Below are 21091 nucleotides of genomic sequence, written 5' to 3'. Positions count from 1 at the left end.
TTCCATCAGCAAGATTCTCATCATTTGGGTTAAACTTATATTAAAGTACACCTACTCTTTTGTTCAAGCTGGGGTAAATCTTTCTGTACTGTTGCGAATAAACCTAGTTGCCCTAAAAGGTTTCTGTATACAGCCCTCATTCCTGAGTTCTCTTCTACTAAGAGTTGCCCCCGGAGTTCTTTTGCAGTTTCAGGTAAAGAAAGGCATTCATTATCTAATTCAATAAAACGAGTGGTCTCTTCGCTTTTTGTTTTAAGTTGCCCAATGACTGTTCGTTTATCTAATTCGCTCTTAAAAAACTCCATCCTTTGAGCCATGATAATGGTATCACCGTTAATGCATGCGATTGCACCATACCCCTCAGGAATATTAATACGGCTTATATTCTCGTCATGAAGTTGTATTGCCAATTGGGCGGCAAGCATCGGTGCTTTTAAGTAATTTTTTTTATTTCGAGGGTTTTGCATCACTGCTGCAAAGGAAAATCCGTCCTCTATCCCCTCCATAAAAAGCTCCACCCCAGGCCTGGTTTTATCCATGCTTGCACTTGTCGAGTGGTGTAGAACAAATTGATTATCTAGTTTTCTTTTGGCAACAATAGCATTACACGGAGAAAAATCTCTTGAAAATACATTAAGGCCCACTCGTGTACCTGATATTTCAGCTTCATTTCCACGATGACCTGCATTCCGCAATAATGTAATCACCGTATCCCGATAATAGGATTCTTGACTGGTCACTTTACCCTCAGGGCCGATATCTAGTTCATCGATTAACTCAAGATGAATCTCACAGGAAATAAGGATCGGCGTGTCAAAAACTAATGTACTGTCCTCAATGTAATAAATCTCGCGCTGCTCGCGAGCGCCTATTAACAAAATTGCATCCTGTTCATGCTGCATAATTTTGTTGATTTTAATTGGCAGATCATCGGCATTTTCAAAAATATAAAGAGAGTAATCTTTATATGCCAGCTGCTGCTCCACCATCAGGAGCGGCACAAAAATGCAGGCCAATGACTGGCCATGCCCAAGCAATGATAATGGCTCATCATTGTCGTCCAGACATTGAACTTTGCCATTAGGCGCGGCTGAGAGAACAATTAATGAAGGAAATTTATTGTGTGGCATAACAGGCTATACCTCTTTCATCATGTATAAATAAAAATGAATAAGAATTTCGTCTGTATCTCATTTAGAAATTGAATGGTTGGTGTGAATCGATTATAGCACAACAGGAGCACATGCTGATCTATTTATGAATTAACTGCTAATTTTCTCTATACTCATCACTCCCCGGATTTGGCTCGCTGAATGCAGCGCAGCCAAATCCGGAAGACCATGAGCAAAGCAAATTCCTTAAGTAAGTGCCATTAGGCATATGGGCCAACCTACATCTCAGGGAGTTCATGAGCCATGCATCTTAGGGAAATAGGTTTTTATCCAAAAAATGGACGTAATCGTTTTGCTGCAGCACGTTGTTCTAATTGTTCAGAAGTCATTGGATGATCAAATTGTTTAATCGGATTATTAGGCTGCAGATTATAAGTACTTGGCATTAAGTGAAGTACTTGTTGCGTTTCTTTGAGTAAAGCATCGAGTTGATAGTCAATTAAAGGCGTTTTATTTACTTGGTGATAGAGCTGTTTTCCCTGCTCAAGACCATGAATGATGGCTTGGTGAAAATGTGAAATGGGCCCTCTTAGTGCGGCAATATAATCCAAAATAGGTTCTCCAACTTGTAGCTTTTTCAGTTGTGCAATTTCAGCATCAAGCTGATGTAGCACGGTTAAAAACCGATTTTGCTTAACAAGCAATCTAGAGAGTTCGTTGGTTATGGTGTGTTGTTTTTGCGAAACTCTCTCCTTTAATGCAAAAGAGGTATGGGTATTTTTATAGCGCGCAACAATTTTAGATAGTGAGCCGGTCAGTATGGCCAAAACATTTAAAATTTGTTTTAAATCCTCATTCCCTACAGCATATGCTAATCGTTCAATATTCATTTTAGCGGACTGCTGAGGTTGAACTCCGAGAAAATAGAGTAAGTTATGATCCAGCTTTAATAAAAAACTCAAAGCATCTTCGCAACTTAAACGATATTGCAGCGTTAATTGAATTTTGAGAATTTTGTCTTCTTCAGAAGAGCCCTCACTGTCACTATCCGTTGTTACCTGCAAAAGGCCACCTAAAAGAGATTGAGTCTCCTTAAGAGATAACTTAGCTTCATTAACTAAAAGATCAATTTTATTAAATGTACTATTCATAAGAGTCTAATTCTATAATGTAGGTGCGAACCAATACCTATCATATTGATGGAAAATTACAAGCCGGAAGGCTCAAGTCTTTTGCTAATATTATTTTAAAATAATGAGTACTCAAAATGGTATTATCAAGATTTGCCCGAGAATATTCAATTTTAACATACCATTTTTCCGATTGAAGGGAATGAGTAAAATACTCCTTTAGCCTACGCTTTGTGCCAGGGCTAACCATTTCTGATAGCCCATCATAATGAAACCAATTCATTTGCTCAATTTCACGGGAATGTGTACTTCGAGGCTTTGCAGTTTATGTAGGACAATGTATAAAGATAAACAAGCTTTATTAGCAATTAACATTCTTTACTAAAATAATTCTTTCTTATGTGTTCGTTTATATACGTAGCTAGACCAATGCCATCCATTGCTCTCTCCTTCATTGCTTCAACATGCAAAGCTCCTGGACTTTGATAATTATATAAATACACACCGTTATTTTTTTGAAATTTAACTTTTATAAAGTCACCTCCAATTTCATAGGCAACAACACCTGAGATCCCGCTTTTATTTTGATATGCTTCCATGCTTTTTCTCTTAAAAATAACCCTATATTAATTATAGAGCCCCAAAGAAAATACTAAAAAGCAAACAAGACATTCACGATTCAAAGCAAAACCTAATACTTTACGACACTAGATTTTAGAAAAATCATTGAAAAATTGAAGCTAATATTTGGAAATTGGGGCAGCGGCTATTTAACTTTAAATATAATTAATTGATTTTTAATGTATTTATTTTTTATAAATTTAAATATACCCCCATTTATACCCCCAGCAACATCTCATATCTTTAATTTATTATAATGACATGTCGATATAATATTAAATTATCGACATATTATACGAATATGTTTATACCATCGACACATTCCAAAAAAATGTCGACAAAACTGGAAAATATCGACACATTATCTGGACATGTATACCGCATCGACATATCCTTAAAACATGTCGATAAAATGGAAAAATTTAAACATGATAAAAATTGATGTAACTAAAGCATACAATGAATTGCCTGCACTGCCTCCTAGACAGGATATAGAAACTAAAAAAATACTGAAAGTATGCATTGAAGCACGTGCATCACTAGCAGAACTGAGAAAGGCCGCAGAAATGTTACCAAACCAAAGCGTTTTAATAAACTCGTTGCCTTTGTTAGAAGCTCAAGCCAGCTCAGAGATCGAAAATATAGTGACTACAACAGATAAGTTATTTCAATATGCCAATAGCAGTTCCGAAACTAATATAGATCCAGCGACAAAAGAGGCTTTACGTTACAGAACTGCTCTGAGAGAAGGCTTTGAATCTATTAAGTCTCGGCCATTAAATACAGTCTTAGCAGAGAGTGTATGTTCAACCTTGCACGGCGTTGAAATGACCGTAAGAAAGGTTCCAGGCACAACTCTATCTAATCAGGCAACTGGAGAAATAATTTATACTCCTCCTGAAGGCGAGGCGCTTTTAAGGCAAAAGCTTCACAATTGGGAGGTATTTTTACATGATCAAAATGATATTGACCCATTAATAAAAATGGCTATAGGACATTATCAATTTGAAGCAATCCATCCATTTACAGATGGAAATGGTCGAACGGGGAGAATTTTAAATATATTGTATTTAATCGAGCGGGAACTCTTAACTATACCTGTTCTTTATTTGAGCCGTTATATCATCAAGAATAAGAGGGAATATTACCAATATCTCTTAAATGTCACTTTAAAAGATGACTGGGAATCTTGGATTATTTACATGTTAAATGCCGTCGCAAACACATCCCAATGGACTTGTAATAGGATTAAGAACATTGTTGGTTTAATGGAAGAAACTGTGGAGTATGTAAAAAATAAACAACCTAAAATATATTCAAGAGAATTAGTCGAACTCCTCTTTGTACAACCTTACTGTAGAATTTCTAATGTAGTAGATGCAGGGATAGTAAAGAGACAAACTGCTGCCGAATACCTGCAGAAGCTAGTCAGTGAGGGAATTTTGAAAGAAATAGAAATTGGAAGAGAAAAAATATATATCAATACAAGATTTATGCAAATCTTATTTAAGGACTCTGATTAAAAAGTAATACAGCATGGTAGTTATAGTTAATAATCTTTTAAAGGCTTAAATAAACAGGTCAAAGATATGAGCACAACGGTATTAATTGAAAAATTCATAAAAAAAATTCCAAAAGGAAGGATTTTTTTTGTGGACTCAATTTACAAGAAATATCCAATTAAGCTTGTACAACGTGTTTTATTGCGGTTAGCAAAAAGCAATGACGTGGGCACTATATCTCGTGGTATATATTTTAGACCTGAAAAAAATCGCTTGCTGCCAGGTCGTCCAATTCCGCCAAGTACAGATAAAATCATTGAAGCTGTTTCTAAGAAAACAGGTGAAATAATAACAGTTCATCCAGCTGTAGCTTTGAATCAGCTTGGTCTTAGTACACAAATTCCTGTTCACGAAATTTACTATACGACTGGTCGCTCACGTTATATCAAAATTAATGGTGAAAATAGAATTAAACTTGTGCATGTGAGTCCTAGAAAAATAGTCATGCCAAATACAGTAACATGTCATGTGGTTAATGCGTTGTGGTATGAGGGTAAGGGGTATTTAAAACCACGAGTAGTTAAAAAGCTTCATGATCGCCTAAAAGATAAATATTTCAGTGAGGTTTTAATGCATCTTGATAAGATGCCAGTATGGATGCGTAAAGTGTTTATTCGTTACCAGAGCATGCAACCGGATGCCCCTGAATTACGAGAAGACCGTGATGAATATTGGCAGGGCTAAGCTCCACAACCAGCAAGATATGATGATAAATTCCTATGATTATTAGAAATAAACGCTAATTTATTCAAGAAAATGATTAAAATTTAATGTTCATTTGATGCCAACTCTTTTTGTTTTAATAATGCCAATATTTTTTGTGAAGCAATTTGTCTTTCTCTTACACGCCCAGAACGAATAGCATCAATTAATGTCAATAAGTCATAAAATAACGGATCTGGATGCTTTGCTACAGATTCAGGTACTGAAGAATATAATGGTTTTAAAGCAAGACCACGCTCGCTCCCTTCGCCATATGGCCATACAGGGATAGGATCACTACCAGCAACAATCTGATCACTTAAACATGGAGCAGCATAACTAGTGGGAATGCCACGGACTAGCTCGCCTAATTTAGCAGGAAAGACATACTTTAATCCATGAACAAAAAACTCTTCACAAGCCTGAATAATGGGTTGCGGCTTGCTTGGTGGATGATATGGTGTAATTAACCCTGCTACAACCAATCGTTTAAATGCACTATTGATTTGAGAAGGACTCAAACACAATTCAAATGCAATACTATTTTGAGACCAGCTTTTATCTGTTTGGTAAGCCAACAGCTTGGCTAGAACTACGATATCTTGTGATTTAATCATCGATCATCACCCTTTATTCCGTATTCTAGAATAAAGAATAAAGAATAAAGAATAAAGAATAAAGAATAATTTTAGTCAACTATATTGGTTTTATCTAGCATTAAGGCCTTTCTCAACACACATAAATTTAGCGTCAATTTAGGACATATTAAATGTAATAAGCTCTCTCCAATTAGGGAGCTTAGCTTAGATTGCCCTATCCTGAACAACAATTTAAACAGAATTTTCAGATTCTATATTGATAAAAATCTGTTTAAATATTTCTAATTTGGATTGAGAATCAATGCTTGTGTTATTATCGCGCTCCACACCAGCAATATATATCTCCCAATCAACTAAGCTTACTTTATCGTAGTTATCAATTAATAACTTAGCGAGTTCTAACTCAAACTCAGAGGATTTCAATAAATCGGCCCATTTATCGAAGCCGACCATAAGCGCGATAATATGCTGGGCTTTCATTAGGCTAAAATTGTCCTCGTCTATGTCGTAAGATAAAATAATTTCATCTATATCAAAGTGTTGAGGTTTATATTCATATAAATAATCGTTAATTACTTCATCAAGGTATGGTGTTTTGGTTTTGTAATCTTTGAATAGTCTTTTTGCTTAGAGTTTGAAGGCGGCGGGAATCGAACCCGCTACCAGCTCTTTTACACTTTTCATGAAAGACCACCAAAGACCATTAAAAACTATGTCAATTCTAGCTTATCACCTTTTTCCCCAAAAGCACTAGGTTGTCTTTCATGGTCTGTTATGGTCTGCAGATGGTGCCGTTTTGGTGCCGGTAAATTTCTCTTTCATCATGAAACAATTAACTCGTTTTTTTTCTAAAGCAACTAGATTCCAAAGAGTCTCATAACGGTGTGAATAGCATTTTACATCGTAAAATATGCTGCAACTGATTTATCAAATAATTCCTCATAGTTTGAAATAATCTTTTGGGCTATGTTAATCAGAGTTTCCATTTATCCCAAAATTTCTTGTTTCCATAACAACAATTTTTCCTCAAAAATATCAACAATCTCCTGATCTAGATCCTCTTTTGAAAGTAAATGTTCTTCAAGAAGCTTTTTTAAATATACGCCTTGAGGCACACATATGTTTTTTGTTTCAGCCGCGGTGCGATATTTTTGGTCTTGTTTTCCGTTGTAAATTGACCTCGTTGCTTCCTCTTTAGTTACATCACCTTGTTGCGCTTTTAAATGAATTAATAAGGGATAATAGAACTCGATTTCCCTCTTCAATGTAATATGTATTGGAAGTCCGGCTCTCTCAAGAGAATTTTTAAATTTGGTAGAATTGGTAGAAGGTTCTTCTTTAGGCATTGCATCACGATCTCTAAGCCAAAAAGTATACTTCTGAGCAGCTGTTATATTTCTTATTTGCAAAGCCCCATTAGAAATAGCCGCTGCCGCATCCCCTCCGTATTGTATAACAGTCACGGCGACCCCAGAGAAATCATCTTTATAAAGTATGCGGAGGATATGCTCAAAAAAAATTACTTCAGACTGCCCCTCAACCATTAAGCAAATATCATAGTTAAATATATCGCTTGGACGTATACCTAAATCACTCAGAAGTAGATGATTAGCCTCTGTAGGTACTTTATTGATTTCACGAACCCCTTTTGAATTAATAATCCTGTAACATTGAATGTCAGTAGTATAGTTTAGTAATACAGGGGAATGAGTGGCGATAAAGATTTGAAGATTTTTTTCGGTGGCTAATTTTAGAAGATACTCCATAAAACGACGTTGTAAGTCAGGATGAAGCCCCATCTCTGGTTCATCAAGAAGAAGTATTTGTGCATTAGATAATGTAGTCTTAATTAAAACATCCAAAAAATGTTTTAATCCTGTACCGGAATATAAAATATCCAGCCTCTTTCCAAACTCTGTATATTCTAAACTAGAAATATCATTTTCTGTACGAATAGCATTTAAATCTTGAATATCAGGAAAATAATTTTTTATTTCGGTGATTATGGAGTCATAATCATATGGAGTGATGCCTTCTTCATTACGATCCGCATAGAATTTAATCGCATACAAAATATCCATGGCATTGATGTAGGCAAACTGCTTCGCTCTTACTTGATTAAGTACTTGTTTAGGTGTTTTATGCTGCCGAGTAAGAAGATTTACTCCTGAGTCAGGAACTATTAAGACTGATTGAAATTTTTGATCATTAGTTGCATGTGGCTGAATATTTGGAACAATATTCGGAGCATTAGATTTTATTGAAATAGAGCTACTATTTTCATATGTTAATGAGATTTCAAAATTCCCAAGATCCGTTAACATATCCTTTATTTCTAATTTAAAGTGAAAGTTATTCCAATCATTAGTTTTTAAAGCTAGGCTAGCCATCTCGATAGCATGAAGAATGGAGCTCTTTCCCGAATTATTTTTCCCAACAAATGCATTTATCCTGGCACATTCAGATATTTGAATATCTTTAATGCCCTTAAAGGCTTTGATGTTAACATTTTTAATAATTAAGTTCATAAAGTTTTTTAGAGCATAGATTTGGGCTCTTCATCAAAACATTTTTATCTTTCGGTATCAACAAATAATTTAGTACTTAGGTCACAAATGGTGCCTATTGAATAATATTCAATTAAAACCAATTTGTTACTTTGGATTCTACAGAGATCTAATCCGTTATCAGACCTTTTACGATTTTCATGAATATATAGATAAAGGGGTCAGGAGTATTCAATCAAAGTTGCTAAGCAAGAATAATGTTATAAGGGAATTAAACTTTATTGAATACACCCCATATAAAATGCCTTAACCATAAAGAACAAATCTTCACAAATCAGTTCTTTATAACGAGCAAGTAAGTGAATTGATTTTAGATATTTTTGGTGTCGCAGTGGTACCACTTGAAAAACTCAATGAAAAATATTGATATAAATCAATAAATTATGTTGTATTCAGCGGGAATCAAACCCGCTGCCATGTTTTTTGAGTGTTTCATGCAATACCACTAAAGACCATGAAAAACCATGTCAATTCTGGACTATCGTTCTTTCTCCAAATATATTATTAAGTTATCTTTCATCGTCAGTAATTGTCCTCAGGTGGCGCCGTTTTGTTGCGGCTAATTAAGAGGTGAGTTCAGCATGCTCGATAACATCAGGAAAAAGATACATCTTATTTATCCCCTTCTCTTTCAGTAGCCCCTTGAGGTAGCATAAGTTGCTTTCTGTTCGTTCAATCAAAAATTCCTTTAGCTCAAAGCTACAGATGTCCAATTGATTTTTACAGCGTTGACTAAAATAATTTAATGATGGGAAGGCTCCGTTTTGCAAAAAGAAAGAACACGGATGGCTAAAATAGCTGAAAGTACCTTCTTGTCTTTCCGCTCTAATGTTTTCTGTGTGTATATTTCTATCAAGCATTTTAATTGGCGACTGTGGATCAAGGATTCTAAAAGCGTATAAAGCAAGAAATTTGGAGTTTTGCTCAGACTCATTTCCTAAAGCAAAATGAATAGCCACATGAAAATTATATGACCAATCTAATGCCGCAGTTGGGATCCCGTAATGTTGTGGCAATGTCTCGTCTACAGCAGCCAGATCTTCATAGGGATTAGCTTGTTGAATGAGCCCTCCATCCTTTAAACTGTGACGGTCAATAATGGTTGGGAGGTATCTTTCGAACATTTGTTGAAAAGTTGTTTCCTTCCTCCAATACTCAGCGTCACGTAATAAAAAGCTGGCAGCATCCTGTTCAGAGACGTTATTGGGATTATTTTTAACAAAAAGATGGAGAGAATGGTTGTAGCACATTATATAAAGGCACCATTCTTTTAATAAATGTATTGCTGGATGTTGCGAATGAATAGGATTGGACGAATACCATGATGCTATAGTTTTTTTAATTTCTTTACTATTGAACCATTCACCAAGGATCGTTGGGGGAATATTAAAGTCTATCTTCATTTGAGCAATCGAATGCTCTCTAAAAGCACTGGGTGTTAACTGATACCTAAAATCTTCATGTCCTCTGAAAACATACCCTTCCAAGGACAATTGCTCTAGCGTAGAGATTATAGTGCGGATGCTTGCTGTCATAAAATAAACTCCTTTTTAAAGCTGGATATTATTACATCCTTGCCATTGATGCAAAATAAATTTGACAAAATTTGCTTTGTACTCAATAATTATCAACATCATTACCAAGGATGCTAATATTTTGGATCTGATAAACATATCAACAATTAGTGCAGGCTATTCATTTCGCGGAAAAATTCCTGAACTTAAAAACTCAGGCGTTTATTGTGTTCAAATGAAAGACATTAATGAAACATATAATGTAAACTGGAGCACAGTAATAGAGACTATATTACCTAGCCGCCAATCTCAGGTATCACTTCAGTCTGGGGATATTTTATTCGCAGCACGTGGTCAGCGCAATTACGCCGCATTAATAGATGCTGAGCTAAAAGAGCGTCTTGCGATTGCAGCACCTCAATTCTTTGTAATTCGTTTAAATGTTCCTGATGTTCTACCAGAATATATAGCTTGGCTTCTAAATCAAACTATCGCACAACGCTATTTTCTCAGTAATGCTGAAGGTAGTACAACGCCAAGTATTCGTAGACAGGTATTAGAAGCAACACCAATTATTTTACCTACATTGAAGCAACAAAAAACCATCATAGAATTAGCTAAAACCATTAGCAAAGAAAAACAGTTAGCACACAAAATGATCGTCAATGGCGAGTTACTTATGCAAACACTGCTTAATGAAATCAGTCAAACCAAATTGAATGAAGAGGATGTTCCATCATGCTAAATAGCCATGCGTTAAATACTATAACCATCAATGCCGATCCTGTTAATCAAGATACAATCAATAAAGCGCTTATGGCAGCGTGTGATACTTTTCGTGGAACGATTAGTGCTGATACCTATAAAGATTTTATTCTTACCATGCTCTTTTTGAAATATATATCAGATGTATGGCAGGATCATTTTGACGAATATCAAAAGCAATATGGCGATGAGCCGGAATTAATTCATGAAATGATGAAAAATGAACGTTTTGTTATTCCTGAAATTACGCTTAAAAAGGAAGATGGCTCAGTTAGAGATCAATTTCAAGCAACGTTTAGAAACCTTTGGGAACGACGCCATGAACCCGGAAATGGCGAGCGAATTGATATGTGCTTACATGCTATAGAAGAAGCGAATGGTACCAAACTACGCGATAACGCTAAAAGTGTTTTCCAAGATATCAGTTTTAATACCGATAAACTCGGTGAAGAGAAGCAAAAGAACACTATATTAAGGCATTTGTTGGAAGATTTTGCTAAGCCTGAATTGAACTTAAGACCTTCTCGTGTTGCTGGACTTGATATTATTGGCAATGCTTATGAATACCTCATCAAAAATTTTGCTGCAAGTGGTGGGCAAAAAGCAGGTGAATTTTACACTCCTCCTGAAGTTTCTAGTTTGATGGCAACTTTGCTTGATCCTCAAGCCGGTGACAGCATATGCGACCCTGCTTGTGGCTCTGGTTCACTATTAATGAAGTGTGGGCGACTCATTCGCGAACATCATCACAAAAAAAATTATGCGCTCTTCGGACAAGAAGCTATAGGCTCTACATGGTCGCTGGCAAAAATGAACATGTTTTTGCATGGCGAAGACAATCATAAAATCGAATGGGGCGATACTATTAGAAATCCAAAACTATTGGATAGTAAAGGGCATTTGATGTTGTTTGACATTGTCACAGCAAATCCCCCCTTCTCACTGGATAAATGGGGTCATGAAGAAGCTGAAAATGATCATTTTGGCCGTTTTCGCCGCGGGGTACCGCCAAAAACCAAAGGCGATTATGCATTTATTTTACATATGATTGAGACACTTAAACCTAAAACAGGCCGCATGGGTGTAGTTGTGCCTCATGGCGTTCTATTCAGAGGCTCAAGCGAAGGGACAATTAGACAAAAATTGATTGAGGAAAATTTACTGGATGCAGTGATTGGCTTACCTGAAAAACTATTTTATGGTACTGGTATTCCTGCGGCTATACTTATTTTAAAAAATCAAAAGTCAGATGATAAAGTTCTTTTTATTGATGCGTCTAAAGAATTTAAGTCAGGAAAAAATCAAAACCAATTGTCTCAAGCAAATATTGATAAAATCATTGCTACATACAAAGAACGACAATCCATTGATAAGTATGCCTATCTGGCTAGCCTCGATGAAATTAAAGAGAACGATTACAACCTGAATATTCCTCGCTATGTTGATACCTTTGAAGAGGAAGAAGAAATTGATTTGATAGCAGTAAGAACTGAACGCATAGCACTGAAAAAAGAACTGGCGGAGCTTGAGCTTCAAATGGAAATGTATTTGAAGGAGTTAGGCTATGGTGCCTGAAGGATGGTTAAAAAGAGCAATCGGTGACAATATTACATTCTCTGGTGGAGCGCAACCACCAAGAGAGGTCTTTCAATTTACTTTAATGGAAGGTTATATTCGACTAATTCAAATTAGAGACTATAAAACAGACAAATTTGCAACATATATACCAAAAAATAAAGCAAAAAAAACTTGTTCATCTGACGATGTCATGATAGGCCGTTATGGCCCTCCAATTTTTCAAATTTTAAGAGGACTGGAGGGTGCATATAATGTAGCTCTAATCAAAGCTATCCCTAAAAAAGGGGTAGATAAAAATTATATGTATTATTTTTTGTCTAGAGCACCATTGCTTAAATATATTGAGTCTTTTTCTCAGCGAACATCTGGACAAACCGGAATTGAAATGGATTTACTAAGAACCTATCCAATGGCACTTCCTCCACTAGATGAGCAAATAAAAATTGCCCAAATTCTATCAACATGGGATAAAGCCATCACCACCACCGAAAAATTATTAGTCAACAGCGAACAACAAAAAAAAGCGTTAATACAGCAGTTACTTACGGGGAAAAAGCGTTTTAGCAGGCTATCAACTTCATTCAACTATACTAAAACTCGATATGGAACAATTCCGGCGGACTGGGAACATCCTGCTATCAGAGATATTTGCTCTCAAATATCAGAAAAAAATAGTACGAAGGCTAATTATCCAGTGCTTTCATGCTCAAAATATGATGGGTTTGTTGATTCGCTGAAATATTTTAAAAAGAAAGTTTACAGTGATGATACTAGCGCATATCGGCTCATTCCAAGGGGCTGCTTCGGGTTCCCATCCAATCATATTGAAGAGGGCTCCATTGGCCTTCAGAATAGTCATGACTTTGGGATAGTTAGTCCAATATATGTTGTTTTTAGAGCAAATCCTAAAAGGGTAAATAATCAGTATCTTTTTGCCTTACTTAAAACGGAGCATTATCGACAAATTTTTTCTGCAGCGACTAATGCTTCGGTTGATAGAAGAGGAAGTTTACGTTGGAATGAGTTTTCTTCCATTCATGTTCCACTACCCACCTTAGAAGAGCAAAATGAAATCGCCTCGACACTATCTCTTGTTGATCAAGAAATTGAGATATTGAAACAAACTTTAGATCACCTAAAAGAAGAGAAAAAAGCATTAATGCAGCAACTTTTAACAGGGAAAAAACGAGTTAAAGTAGCGGAGATAAATAATGCTTAAATTAACTTCCTTTGAAGAAGCTATTATTGATTCACAAAACTATTCTAAACGGCATTTAATTCTAGGAAATGGATTTAGTATAGGCTGTTTCCCCGATATTTTTCACTATTACTCTTTATATAAGAAAGCAGACTTTTCTAATACACCAGAATTAAAACAGGCTTTTGAAGCTTTTAATACACAAGATTTCGAAATCATTCTTAAAGCACTCACTAATGGCATTAATCTATTACCTATTTATGTACCAAATAATCAAGCATTCATAAAAAAAATAGAAGTACATATTGCTTGCTTAAAAGAAGTGTTAATTCAGACTATTTCAGAAAATCACCCGAAGATTCCATCTGACATTTCAGAAACGAAATATCTGCACTGTAAGAAGTTTATTAATTATTTCCTTGGAGAAGGAACCTCTGGACAAGTTTATACACTTAATTATGACTTGCTTCTTTATTGGGTTCTAATGCATTCCAGCGATTTTATTGATGAATCATCAAACAAAATAAGCAAAAATGATGGTTTTGGAAATGTTGAAGATGAATTTGATACTTCATATGTCATTTGGCAAGGTCACTCTAACTCAGGACAGCAACGCGTTCACTATCTACATGGCGCACTTCATTTATTCGATGCAGGATATGAATTAAGAAAATATACCTGGCTCAGAAGTGGTGTTCGGCTTATTGATCAAGTCCGTGAATCACTTGAAAACAATGAATTTCCATTGTTTGTTACAGAAGGTACCAGCCAAGAAAAAATGGCTAAAATTGAACATCATGCGTATCTTTATCATAGCTATAAGAGCTTGATCGCAAACTGCAAGCAAAAAGAGCCTTGTGTTTTTATTTATGGACACTCCCTTGCTGAAAATGATAATCACATTTTAAGGAAGATAGGTAAAGGTAAATTCCCTAAATTGTACATAGGGTTATACGGAGACCCATCCAATCAAGGAAATAAACACATTATTCAACAGGCCAAAAAATTAGTCGCTTTAAGGGATAAAAAATATCCCTTAAATTTAGCATTTTATGACTCTTTATCCGCTAATGTGTGGGGAGTATGATGATTTTCAATCAAAAGCCCACTTCCTTTACTATCCAAAAGAGATTTATATCATGACATGGACAGTTGAACTAATTTTAAATGAACTCATCCAACTCGATGAGCATCAACGTATCGAAGCCAAACGAGCCAGTGAAATTGGGCCTTCAGTGATGCAAACTATTTGTGCTTTTGCAAACGAACCCGGTTTAGGAGGTGGCTGGCTGCTTCTTGGTGTTGATGAACCAAACGATGAACATAGCACACATTGGGTTAGTGGCGTTGAAAATATCGACAAGTTATTAGGTGAGCTGCAAAACAATTGCCGTACACAGTTTGAACATCCTGTCCGCATTGAATGTAAGCATGAAAAATTTGATGCCAAATCAGTCATCGGTGTTTTTGTCCATGAACTTGAACCTAATGCAAAACCATGTCGCTTTATTGGAAAACAAGACAAACACAATAAACGTAAAACGGGTGTTTGGCGACGTGGGGCAAACGGTGATTATGAATGCACTGAAAAAGAGCTAGAGCCCATTTTAATGGCAAAGGCTGGCACCAGCTACGAACAAATTATTTTACCGGATACCACTCTCGATGATTTGGATGAAAATGCCCTCGCCTTATATCGAAAACTACGTGCAAAAGTTAGACCTAATGCTGAAGAATTGCAAGCTGATGATTTGGGGTTGTTACGCGCTTTGCGCGTTGTTAAAAAACAAGGGAATGACTATATCCCCAACATTGCAGGACTATTGTTATTTGGCAAAACGCTTTCTTTACGTGGATTATTGCCTGCTGTGCGCGTGGATTATGTTCGGGCTGCCGGTACTGAATGGGTGGAAGATCCTGAACAACGTTTTCAGTACTCTCTTGATCTACGAGAGCCGTTATTAACCCTTATTCCTAAACTCGAAAATGTGATTTTAGATGACATGCCTCGCTATTTTCGTTTAGAAGAAGGACAGCTACAGCGCTCTGATCAACCGTTTTTACCTCAAAAAGTGATTCGCGAGGCGATTGTGAATGCTGTGATGCACAGAGATTACCATGTATACCAGCCGACAATGGTTGTGCGCTATAGTAATCGGCTTGAGATCCGAAATGCAGGTTACTCATTGAAGTCATTAGATGAATATGATGATACGGGTTCTGAGTTGAGAAACCCTATCCTTTCTCATGTTTTATATGACTTGAATTTCGCAGAGACTAAGGGAACAGGGTTCCGCACCATGCAGCGTTTGCTAAACGATGCAGGCTTAACTAAACCTATTTTATTATCTAATAGACAAAGTAACTATTTCAAAGCAACCTTTTTACTGCATCAACTGATGAATGAAGAGCAATTGCTTTGGTTAAAGCAGTTTAGATACTTGAATTTAAGTTCTGATGAAGCCAAAGCGTTGGTCTTAATTAGAGAGGTGGGAGCCATCGATAATGGTGCTCTGCGAGCAATTACAGACTTAGATACGCTGGCAGCAAGTAAAGTGCTTGGTCGCCTCTGGCAACAACACCATTTGATTGAAAAGGGTGGAAGCGGACGTAATACCTATTATAAGCCGACCCATTTGCTGATGAGCTATCATCCTTCTGAACATCAAAATAGAGATGAGCTCAATAGAAATGATAGTAACCTCATGGCAAATAGTAGTGACCTCAATCGAAATGGTAGTGACCTCGGTGCAAATAGTAGTCACTTACCTGATGTCTTGCGAGAGGAAATTGATCGATTGACTCCAAAGTCTCGTCAGATAAGGCCTGTCATTTTGAAGTTATGCCTACATCACTCGTATTCTGCCGATCAAATGGGGACTATTCTTAATAGAAACCCGAATTCTTTAAAAACGAAACAACTTGTACCTATGTGTGAAGAAGGTTTGATAACATATACCCATCCAGAGGTACGAAATCATCCAAATCAAGCTTACGTTATCACAGAGAAAGGAAGGCAGTGGTTAAAAAATAAGGGGCAACTATGACCCAATTACCTCGTTTTCAAGAAGAATACAGCGCAAAAATACCTGCGCTGGTTGTTCTCAACAATTTAGGTTGGAATTTCCTATCTCCAGAACAAGCCTTAGCTTTACGTGATGGTAAACCTAATGAGGTAGTCTTAAAAGCTTCACTATATGATGTGTTAAGAAAACGCCGCTTTATATTTGCGGGAAAAGAGTACCCACTTTCTGATAAATCGATAGATGCCATCGTTGCAGAAATTAGCACTCCAGCATTAAATGAGGGATTAACCAAGGCAAATGAGCGGATATATAACCACATCTTGTATGGCATTACTGTCACTGAATTTGTTGGTGGTAAAAAAATAAATCCGACTATTCCGCTGATTGATTGGCATGATATCAAAAATAATAGTTTTCTATTTACAGAAGAATATTCTGTTTTGGGTGCTGGTGGTGTACAAACCCGTTGCCCTGATATTGTTTGTTTCGTTAATGGCTTACCACTCGCAATCATCGAGGCGAAACGTCCTGATGGGAAGAAAGGGCCAACGATTGAGGAAGGGATATCACAACATCTACGCAACCAGCGTTTAGGCGAAATCCCTCAGTTATTCGCCTATAGCCAACTGCTATTATCTATTAATGGCGTTGATGGCTTATATGGAACACAGGGCACAGATGCAAAATTTTGGGCGACTTGGCGAGATGAAGATATAGACGAGAATCAATTTAATCAAATTAAAAATTTAGCCCTTACCACGCAACAAGTAGACGTTTTTTTTAACCATCGGCGAGCCACAGATAGAGTTTGGTTTGAAAAACTCATTTCGCAAGGACAATTGGCTGTAACAGGACAGGATAAACTGCTAATCAGTTTATTATCACCCCAACGATTACTCGATATGACTCGTTATTTCATGTTGTTTGACAAGAAAGCAGGGAAAATCGTTGCACGTTATCAACAGTTTTTTGGTATCCAGCGGCTGATCGAACGAATTAACACACCAAACCCTGATGGTGGGCGAGAAGGTGGCGTTATATGGCATACGACTGGCTCTGGTAAATCTCTAACGATGGTCTTTTTATCACGTGCGCTCATTTTGCATGACAGTTTGAAACAATGTCGCATCGTTGTCGTCACTGATCGGGTCGATCTGGAAAGACAACTATCTAATACCTTTCATTCTGGTGGTGAGTTTTCTGGAAAAACAGAATTTTCAAATGCAAAAGCCACATCCGGCAGGCGGCTGGCGGAGCAAATCAGCAAAGGCACTGAACGTGTTATTTTTTCTCTCATTCAAAAATTTAATACCGCGGCCAAGCTGCCACAATGTAAGAATTTAAGTCGTGATATTGTCGTTTTAGTGGACGAAGGCCACCGCTCACAAGGCGGGGAAAATTATATTCGCATGAAACAGGCCTTGCCTAATGCTGCCTTCATTGCCTTTACAGGTACGCCCTTGCTTAAAGAAGATAAAACAACGAATAAATTTGGGTCTATCATCCACGCTTATACCATGCAGCGTGCAGTAGAAGATAAAATGGTGACACCGCTTTTATACGAAGAAAGACGTCCTGAACTCATGGTCAATGATCGTGCAATTGACTCTTGGTTTGAACGAATAACCGAGGAACTTTCTGATGAACAACGGGCTGATTTAAAGAAAAAATATGCAAAGAAAGGCGAAATTTATCGCTCAGAAAACCGAATTGAGCTTGTTGCTCTGGATATAGCGCATCATTTTGTAAAAAATATTGATGAGGGCTTAAAAGGTCAACTTGCTTGCGATAGCAAGTTATCCGCTATTCGTTACAAAAAATATTTAGATGATGTAGGCTTATTTGAATCGGCTGTTGTGATGTCCCCGCCAGATACAAGGGAAGGAAATACTGAAGTTGATGAATCTAAAATCCCAGAAGTAACGAAATGGTGGAAAGACAATGTTGGCAATCAAGAGGAACGTGAATACACACGACAGGTTATAGAGCGTTTTGCCAATGATGAAGATTTAAAAATAATTATTGTCGTTGATAAGCTGCTCACTGGTTTTGATGAACCACGAAATACAGTGCTTTATATTGATAAACAGCTCAAAGAGCATAATTTAATTCAGGCTATAGCTCGTGTTAACCGATTACATGAAAATAAAAAATTTGGATTATTGATTGATTATAGAGGAATCCTTAAAGAGCTTGATACCACTATTGCCAAATATCAGGATTTAGCATCCAGAACACAGCAAGGTTATGACATTACAGATCTGGATGGTCTATATCATCAAATGTCTAGTGAATATAAACGTCTTCCCCTGCTCTATGATGCATTATGGCAAATCTTCAAAGAAGTTAAAAATAAAGGCGATTTTGAACAACTAAGGCAAGTACTTATCCCCAAAATACAAGAAGTTGATGGCGATCTCGTCGATACAAATCTGAAAGTTAGAGAGGATTTCTACGATGCACTGAGTGAATTTGCGAATTGCCTCAAAGTTGCTTTACAGTCTGACAGCTTTTTTGATGATAAAAGTATTACTGATGTCCAACGTACACACTATAAAGAGACATTAAAACAATTCACCAGCCTGCGCCAAATTGCAAAACTCGATGCAGGTGAAATCATTATATATGATAAATACGCCGAGCTTGTAAAAAAGCTCATGGATAAACATGTTGTTGGTGTGCAAATTAAAGAGCCCGTAGGTGTATATGAAGTTGGCAAAATGGGGCGTCAAGAGCGACCCGAAGAATGGAATGAAGAAAAAACAAGAAATGAAACAGATATCATAAAAACACGCATCGCTAAAATGATTGAACAGGATTTAAGAGATGATCCTTATGCGCAAGAAACATTCTCAGAACTTTTAAAAATAGCCATAAAAGAGGCAGACGAGCTATTTGAACATCCATTAAAACAATATTTACTATTTCAAGAATTTGAAAATGATGTGCTGAACAGAAAACTAAAGGAAATTCCAGCGGATTTTTCTGATAATCACCATGCACAGGCTTATTATGGAGTATTCAAACTTCAACTTCCTGTTTCCTTTGCCACGCTTACAGAAGAAGAACAAAAAAAATGGATTGATCTTGCCTTTACTGTGGATGAACTAATTAATATTTCAATTGCGGAACATTCTTTGAATCAACAAAATACAGAAGCAGACATTCGAAAAAAATTATTACCTATTATTTTCAAAGCGTGTAAAGAATTAGGTTTTGGAATGGAACATGCGAAAAACATTATTGAACAGGTTATTCAAATTGTTCGTGTGGGTTTAATTTCAATATGATTAAGGATAATCGATGTCTACAGATGCAACCTATATTACATTTGGGATAGATAAAATTCCTTTCGAGCTTCGACCCAAACGCCAAGAAAGCCATCGCATCACAATTAAAGTCAAGCCTGATTGTCAGGTTATTGTTTTCGCACCTCCATCCGCAACTCATGATGAAATTATTGTGGCTGTAAATAAACGCGCAAAATGGGTGTATAACAAATTACATATATTCAGATCTCAGCAAGAATATATTATTCCTCGACAATATATAAGCGGCGAAAGTCATTACTATCTGGGAAGAAAATATGTGCTCAAAGTGATTGAAGATTCAAAAGCCAAACCACAAGTCAAATTAGTACGCGGTCAACTTCAAATTATTGCAGCAAGGAATATAGAACATAGACGCCAACTGTTGTCAGAGTGGTATAAACAGAAAGCTTTTGAGGTTTTTAGCAAAAGATTAGATCAACTTCTATCAACAGCCCCTTGGATAAAAGAACGCCCTTCGATAAATTTAAGAGCGATGCGTTCCCGGTGGGGTAGCTGTGCGGTTAATGGAAAAATAACGCTTAATACTCATCTTATTAAAGCGCCGATAGCATGTATTGATTACGTGATACTCCACGAGCTATGTCACCATTCTGAACATAATCACAGCGATAAGTTTTATCGTCTATTAAATCAGGTTAGCCCCAACTGGAAGCAGGTAAAACAATATCTCGATAAAGCTGCTAATTTATATCTTATGACTTAATCTTGGGAGATTTATAACATCTAAGATTTTGAACTAGAACACCGCTAATTTTAACATCAATATCATCACTTACTTTAATATTTGGCCAATTATCATTTAATGTTAGCAGTTCAAATTCTGCCGAGGTATAAGATAATTTTTTATACTGACATATCAGCGTTTCTGGCTTACCACTGATTTTAACTGCTACAAAATCACCCGGTTCTGGTAAAACAGAAGGCTCAATCACCAATACATCATTGACTCTAATTTCAGCCATCATACTGTCATCTGTTATTTTCAAGGCAAATGCATCCGTGCTTAATTCTGGTTGTAAAGCCGTACTCACAGAAATAAAAACCTTATCGCCAGATGCCTCAGCACAAGTATGCAATTTAGCCTCGCAAGCCTGTCGATAATCCAAAAGCGGTATTAACTGACTAGGATTTTTTGCTTCCTTGAGCAGCTGGTTATCCGACAAACACATCAAATAAGCAGGTGAAACATCCAATGCCTGCGCAAGCGATTTAATCTCTTCCGGCCCCGGAGTACGCACACCCTGCTCCCAATTCGTCAGGCGTGTTTGTTTTAGCCCTCCCGCAAGCTCACCAAGAGCCTTTAACGTCAAGCCTTTAGTCTTCCGTGCCTTAAGAATACGTTTGCCAATTTCCTTTTTGATATTCAGCTCAGTCAAAGTTACCCC

General features: G+C 36.8%; 17 protein-coding genes. 9 read left to right on the top strand and 8 right to left on the bottom strand.

The window, feature by feature from the left end:
- Positions 1 to 35 precede the first annotated feature (35 nt).
- The 3 genes from J2N86_RS01085 to J2N86_RS01075 form a co-directional block, all read right to left on the bottom strand.
- A complete protein-coding gene (locus tag J2N86_RS01085) occupies positions 36 to 1130 on the bottom strand; it encodes a hypothetical protein (RefSeq protein WP_252580363.1) in 1095 nt (364 codons plus the stop codon).
- A gap of 308 nt (positions 1131 to 1438) precedes the next feature.
- Entirely contained in the window at positions 1439 to 2263 is an 825-nt protein-coding gene (locus J2N86_RS01080; RefSeq protein ID WP_252580362.1) for a hypothetical protein, read from the bottom strand.
- Between the two features lie 347 nt (positions 2264 to 2610).
- Entirely contained in the window at positions 2611 to 2841 is a 231-nt protein-coding gene (locus tag J2N86_RS01075) for a hypothetical protein (protein ID WP_252580361.1), read from the bottom strand.
- Between the two features lie 450 nt (positions 2842 to 3291).
- Here J2N86_RS01075 and fic point away from each other — a divergent pair, with 450 nt between their 5' ends.
- Both fic and J2N86_RS01065 read left to right on the top strand, forming a co-directional pair.
- Positions 3292 to 4386 carry a protein adenylyltransferase Fic gene (gene fic / locus J2N86_RS01070; protein ID WP_289781838.1) on the top strand — a complete coding sequence of 365 codons (1095 nt, stop codon included), beginning with the start codon at positions 3292 to 3294 and terminating at the stop codon, positions 4384 to 4386.
- Positions 4387 to 4452: 66 nt separating this feature from the next.
- Entirely contained in the window at positions 4453 to 5109 is a 657-nt protein-coding gene (locus tag J2N86_RS01065; protein ID WP_252580360.1) for a DUF6088 family protein, read from the top strand.
- 83 nt (positions 5110 to 5192) lie between these two features.
- Here the strand turns inward: J2N86_RS01065 and J2N86_RS01060 are convergent, their stop codons facing one another.
- The 4 genes from J2N86_RS01060 to J2N86_RS01045 all read right to left on the bottom strand — a co-directional run bounded on the left by J2N86_RS01060 (position 5193) and on the right by J2N86_RS01045 (position 9780).
- Positions 5193 to 5744: a helix-turn-helix domain-containing protein gene (locus J2N86_RS01060; RefSeq protein WP_252580359.1), complete on the bottom strand. Its 552-nt coding sequence runs from the start codon at positions 5742 to 5744 to the stop codon at positions 5193 to 5195.
- A gap of 213 nt (positions 5745 to 5957) precedes the next feature.
- The gene (locus tag J2N86_RS01055) at positions 5958 to 6206 is read right to left on the bottom strand and encodes a hypothetical protein (RefSeq protein ID WP_252580358.1); all 249 of its coding nucleotides are present in this window, start codon (positions 6204 to 6206) and stop codon (positions 5958 to 5960) included.
- Positions 6207 to 6712: 506 nt separating this feature from the next.
- The gene (locus tag J2N86_RS01050; RefSeq protein WP_252580357.1) at positions 6713 to 8254 is read right to left on the bottom strand and encodes an ATP-dependent nuclease; all 1542 of its coding nucleotides are present in this window, start codon (positions 8252 to 8254) and stop codon (positions 6713 to 6715) included.
- A gap of 602 nt (positions 8255 to 8856) precedes the next feature.
- Positions 8857 to 9780: an FRG domain-containing protein gene (locus J2N86_RS01045; protein WP_252580356.1), complete on the bottom strand. Its 924-nt coding sequence runs from the start codon at positions 9778 to 9780 to the stop codon at positions 8857 to 8859.
- Between the two features lie 169 nt (positions 9781 to 9949).
- Between J2N86_RS01045 and J2N86_RS01040 the strand changes: the two genes are divergently transcribed.
- From J2N86_RS01040 to J2N86_RS01010, 7 genes are read left to right on the top strand one after another with little or no spacing between them, the layout of a single operon-like run.
- Entirely contained in the window at positions 9950 to 10552 is a 603-nt protein-coding gene (locus J2N86_RS01040) for a restriction endonuclease subunit S (RefSeq protein ID WP_252580355.1), read from the top strand.
- The gene (locus J2N86_RS01035) at positions 10546 to 12147 is read left to right on the top strand and encodes a type I restriction-modification system subunit M (RefSeq protein ID WP_252580354.1); all 1602 of its coding nucleotides are present in this window, start codon (positions 10546 to 10548) and stop codon (positions 12145 to 12147) included. The genes J2N86_RS01040 and J2N86_RS01035 overlap by 7 nt, the downstream gene beginning before the upstream one ends.
- Positions 12137 to 13369 carry a restriction endonuclease subunit S gene (locus J2N86_RS01030; protein WP_252580353.1) on the top strand — a complete coding sequence of 411 codons (1233 nt, stop codon included), beginning with the start codon at positions 12137 to 12139 and terminating at the stop codon, positions 13367 to 13369. The genes J2N86_RS01035 and J2N86_RS01030 overlap by 11 nt, the downstream gene beginning before the upstream one ends.
- Positions 13362 to 14435 carry a DUF4917 family protein gene (locus J2N86_RS01025; RefSeq protein WP_252580352.1) on the top strand — a complete coding sequence of 358 codons (1074 nt, stop codon included), beginning with the start codon at positions 13362 to 13364 and terminating at the stop codon, positions 14433 to 14435. The genes J2N86_RS01030 and J2N86_RS01025 overlap by 8 nt, the downstream gene beginning before the upstream one ends.
- Positions 14436 to 14487: 52 nt before the next feature.
- Positions 14488 to 16395 (top strand): RNA-binding domain-containing protein, encoded by a 1908-nt coding sequence (locus J2N86_RS01020; RefSeq protein ID WP_252580351.1) that lies wholly within the window; start codon positions 14488 to 14490, stop codon positions 16393 to 16395.
- Complete coding sequence (locus tag J2N86_RS01015) at positions 16392 to 19664, top strand: type I restriction endonuclease subunit R (protein WP_252580350.1); 3273 nt, start codon at positions 16392 to 16394, stop codon at positions 19662 to 19664. The genes J2N86_RS01020 and J2N86_RS01015 overlap by 4 nt, the downstream gene beginning before the upstream one ends.
- 13 nt (positions 19665 to 19677) lie before the next feature.
- Positions 19678 to 20409 (top strand): M48 family metallopeptidase, encoded by a 732-nt coding sequence (locus J2N86_RS01010; RefSeq protein WP_252580349.1) that lies wholly within the window; start codon positions 19678 to 19680, stop codon positions 20407 to 20409.
- On the opposite strand, the gene J2N86_RS01005 is transcribed toward J2N86_RS01010, so the two are convergent.
- Positions 20399 to 21082, bottom strand: a complete 684-nt coding sequence (locus J2N86_RS01005) for a LexA family protein (RefSeq protein ID WP_252580348.1) — start codon at positions 21080 to 21082, stop codon at positions 20399 to 20401. The genes J2N86_RS01010 and J2N86_RS01005 overlap by 11 nt on opposite strands.
- Positions 21083 to 21091: the final 9 nt, after the last annotated feature.

Source organism: Legionella lytica (assembly GCF_023921225.1).
GTDB lineage: Bacteria > Pseudomonadota > Gammaproteobacteria > Legionellales > Legionellaceae > Legionella > Legionella lytica.
This window is presented reverse-complemented; position numbering and strand designations above follow the sequence as displayed.

What these genes read in the sequence shown, in the direction of transcription:
- J2N86_RS01085 (WP_252580363.1), bottom strand. Translation starts at nt 1,130, where the DNA reads ATGCCACACAATAAATTTCCTTCATTAATTGTTCTCTCAGCCGCGCCT.
- J2N86_RS01080 (WP_252580362.1), bottom strand. Translation starts at nt 2,263, where the DNA reads ATGAATAGTACATTTAATAAAATTGATCTTTTAGTTAATGAAGCTAAG.
- J2N86_RS01075 (WP_252580361.1), bottom strand. Translation starts at nt 2,841, where the DNA reads ATGGAAGCATATCAAAATAAAAGCGGGATCTCAGGTGTTGTTGCCTAT.
- fic (WP_289781838.1), top strand. Translation starts at nt 3,292, where the DNA reads ATGATAAAAATTGATGTAACTAAAGCATACAATGAATTGCCTGCACTG.
- J2N86_RS01065 (WP_252580360.1), top strand. Translation starts at nt 4,453, where the DNA reads ATGAGCACAACGGTATTAATTGAAAAATTCATAAAAAAAATTCCAAAA.
- J2N86_RS01060 (WP_252580359.1), bottom strand. Translation starts at nt 5,744, where the DNA reads ATGATTAAATCACAAGATATCGTAGTTCTAGCCAAGCTGTTGGCTTAC.
- J2N86_RS01055 (WP_252580358.1), bottom strand. Translation starts at nt 6,206, where the DNA reads ATGAAAGCCCAGCATATTATCGCGCTTATGGTCGGCTTCGATAAATGG.
- J2N86_RS01050 (WP_252580357.1), bottom strand. Translation starts at nt 8,254, where the DNA reads ATGAACTTAATTATTAAAAATGTTAACATCAAAGCCTTTAAGGGCATT.
- J2N86_RS01035 (WP_252580354.1), top strand. Translation starts at nt 10,546, where the DNA reads ATGCTAAATAGCCATGCGTTAAATACTATAACCATCAATGCCGATCCT.
- J2N86_RS01030 (WP_252580353.1), top strand. Translation starts at nt 12,137, where the DNA reads ATGGTGCCTGAAGGATGGTTAAAAAGAGCAATCGGTGACAATATTACA.
- J2N86_RS01025 (WP_252580352.1), top strand. Translation starts at nt 13,362, where the DNA reads ATGCTTAAATTAACTTCCTTTGAAGAAGCTATTATTGATTCACAAAAC.
- J2N86_RS01020 (WP_252580351.1), top strand. Translation starts at nt 14,488, where the DNA reads ATGACATGGACAGTTGAACTAATTTTAAATGAACTCATCCAACTCGAT.
- J2N86_RS01015 (WP_252580350.1), top strand. Translation starts at nt 16,392, where the DNA reads ATGACCCAATTACCTCGTTTTCAAGAAGAATACAGCGCAAAAATACCT.
- J2N86_RS01010 (WP_252580349.1), top strand. Translation starts at nt 19,678, where the DNA reads ATGTCTACAGATGCAACCTATATTACATTTGGGATAGATAAAATTCCT.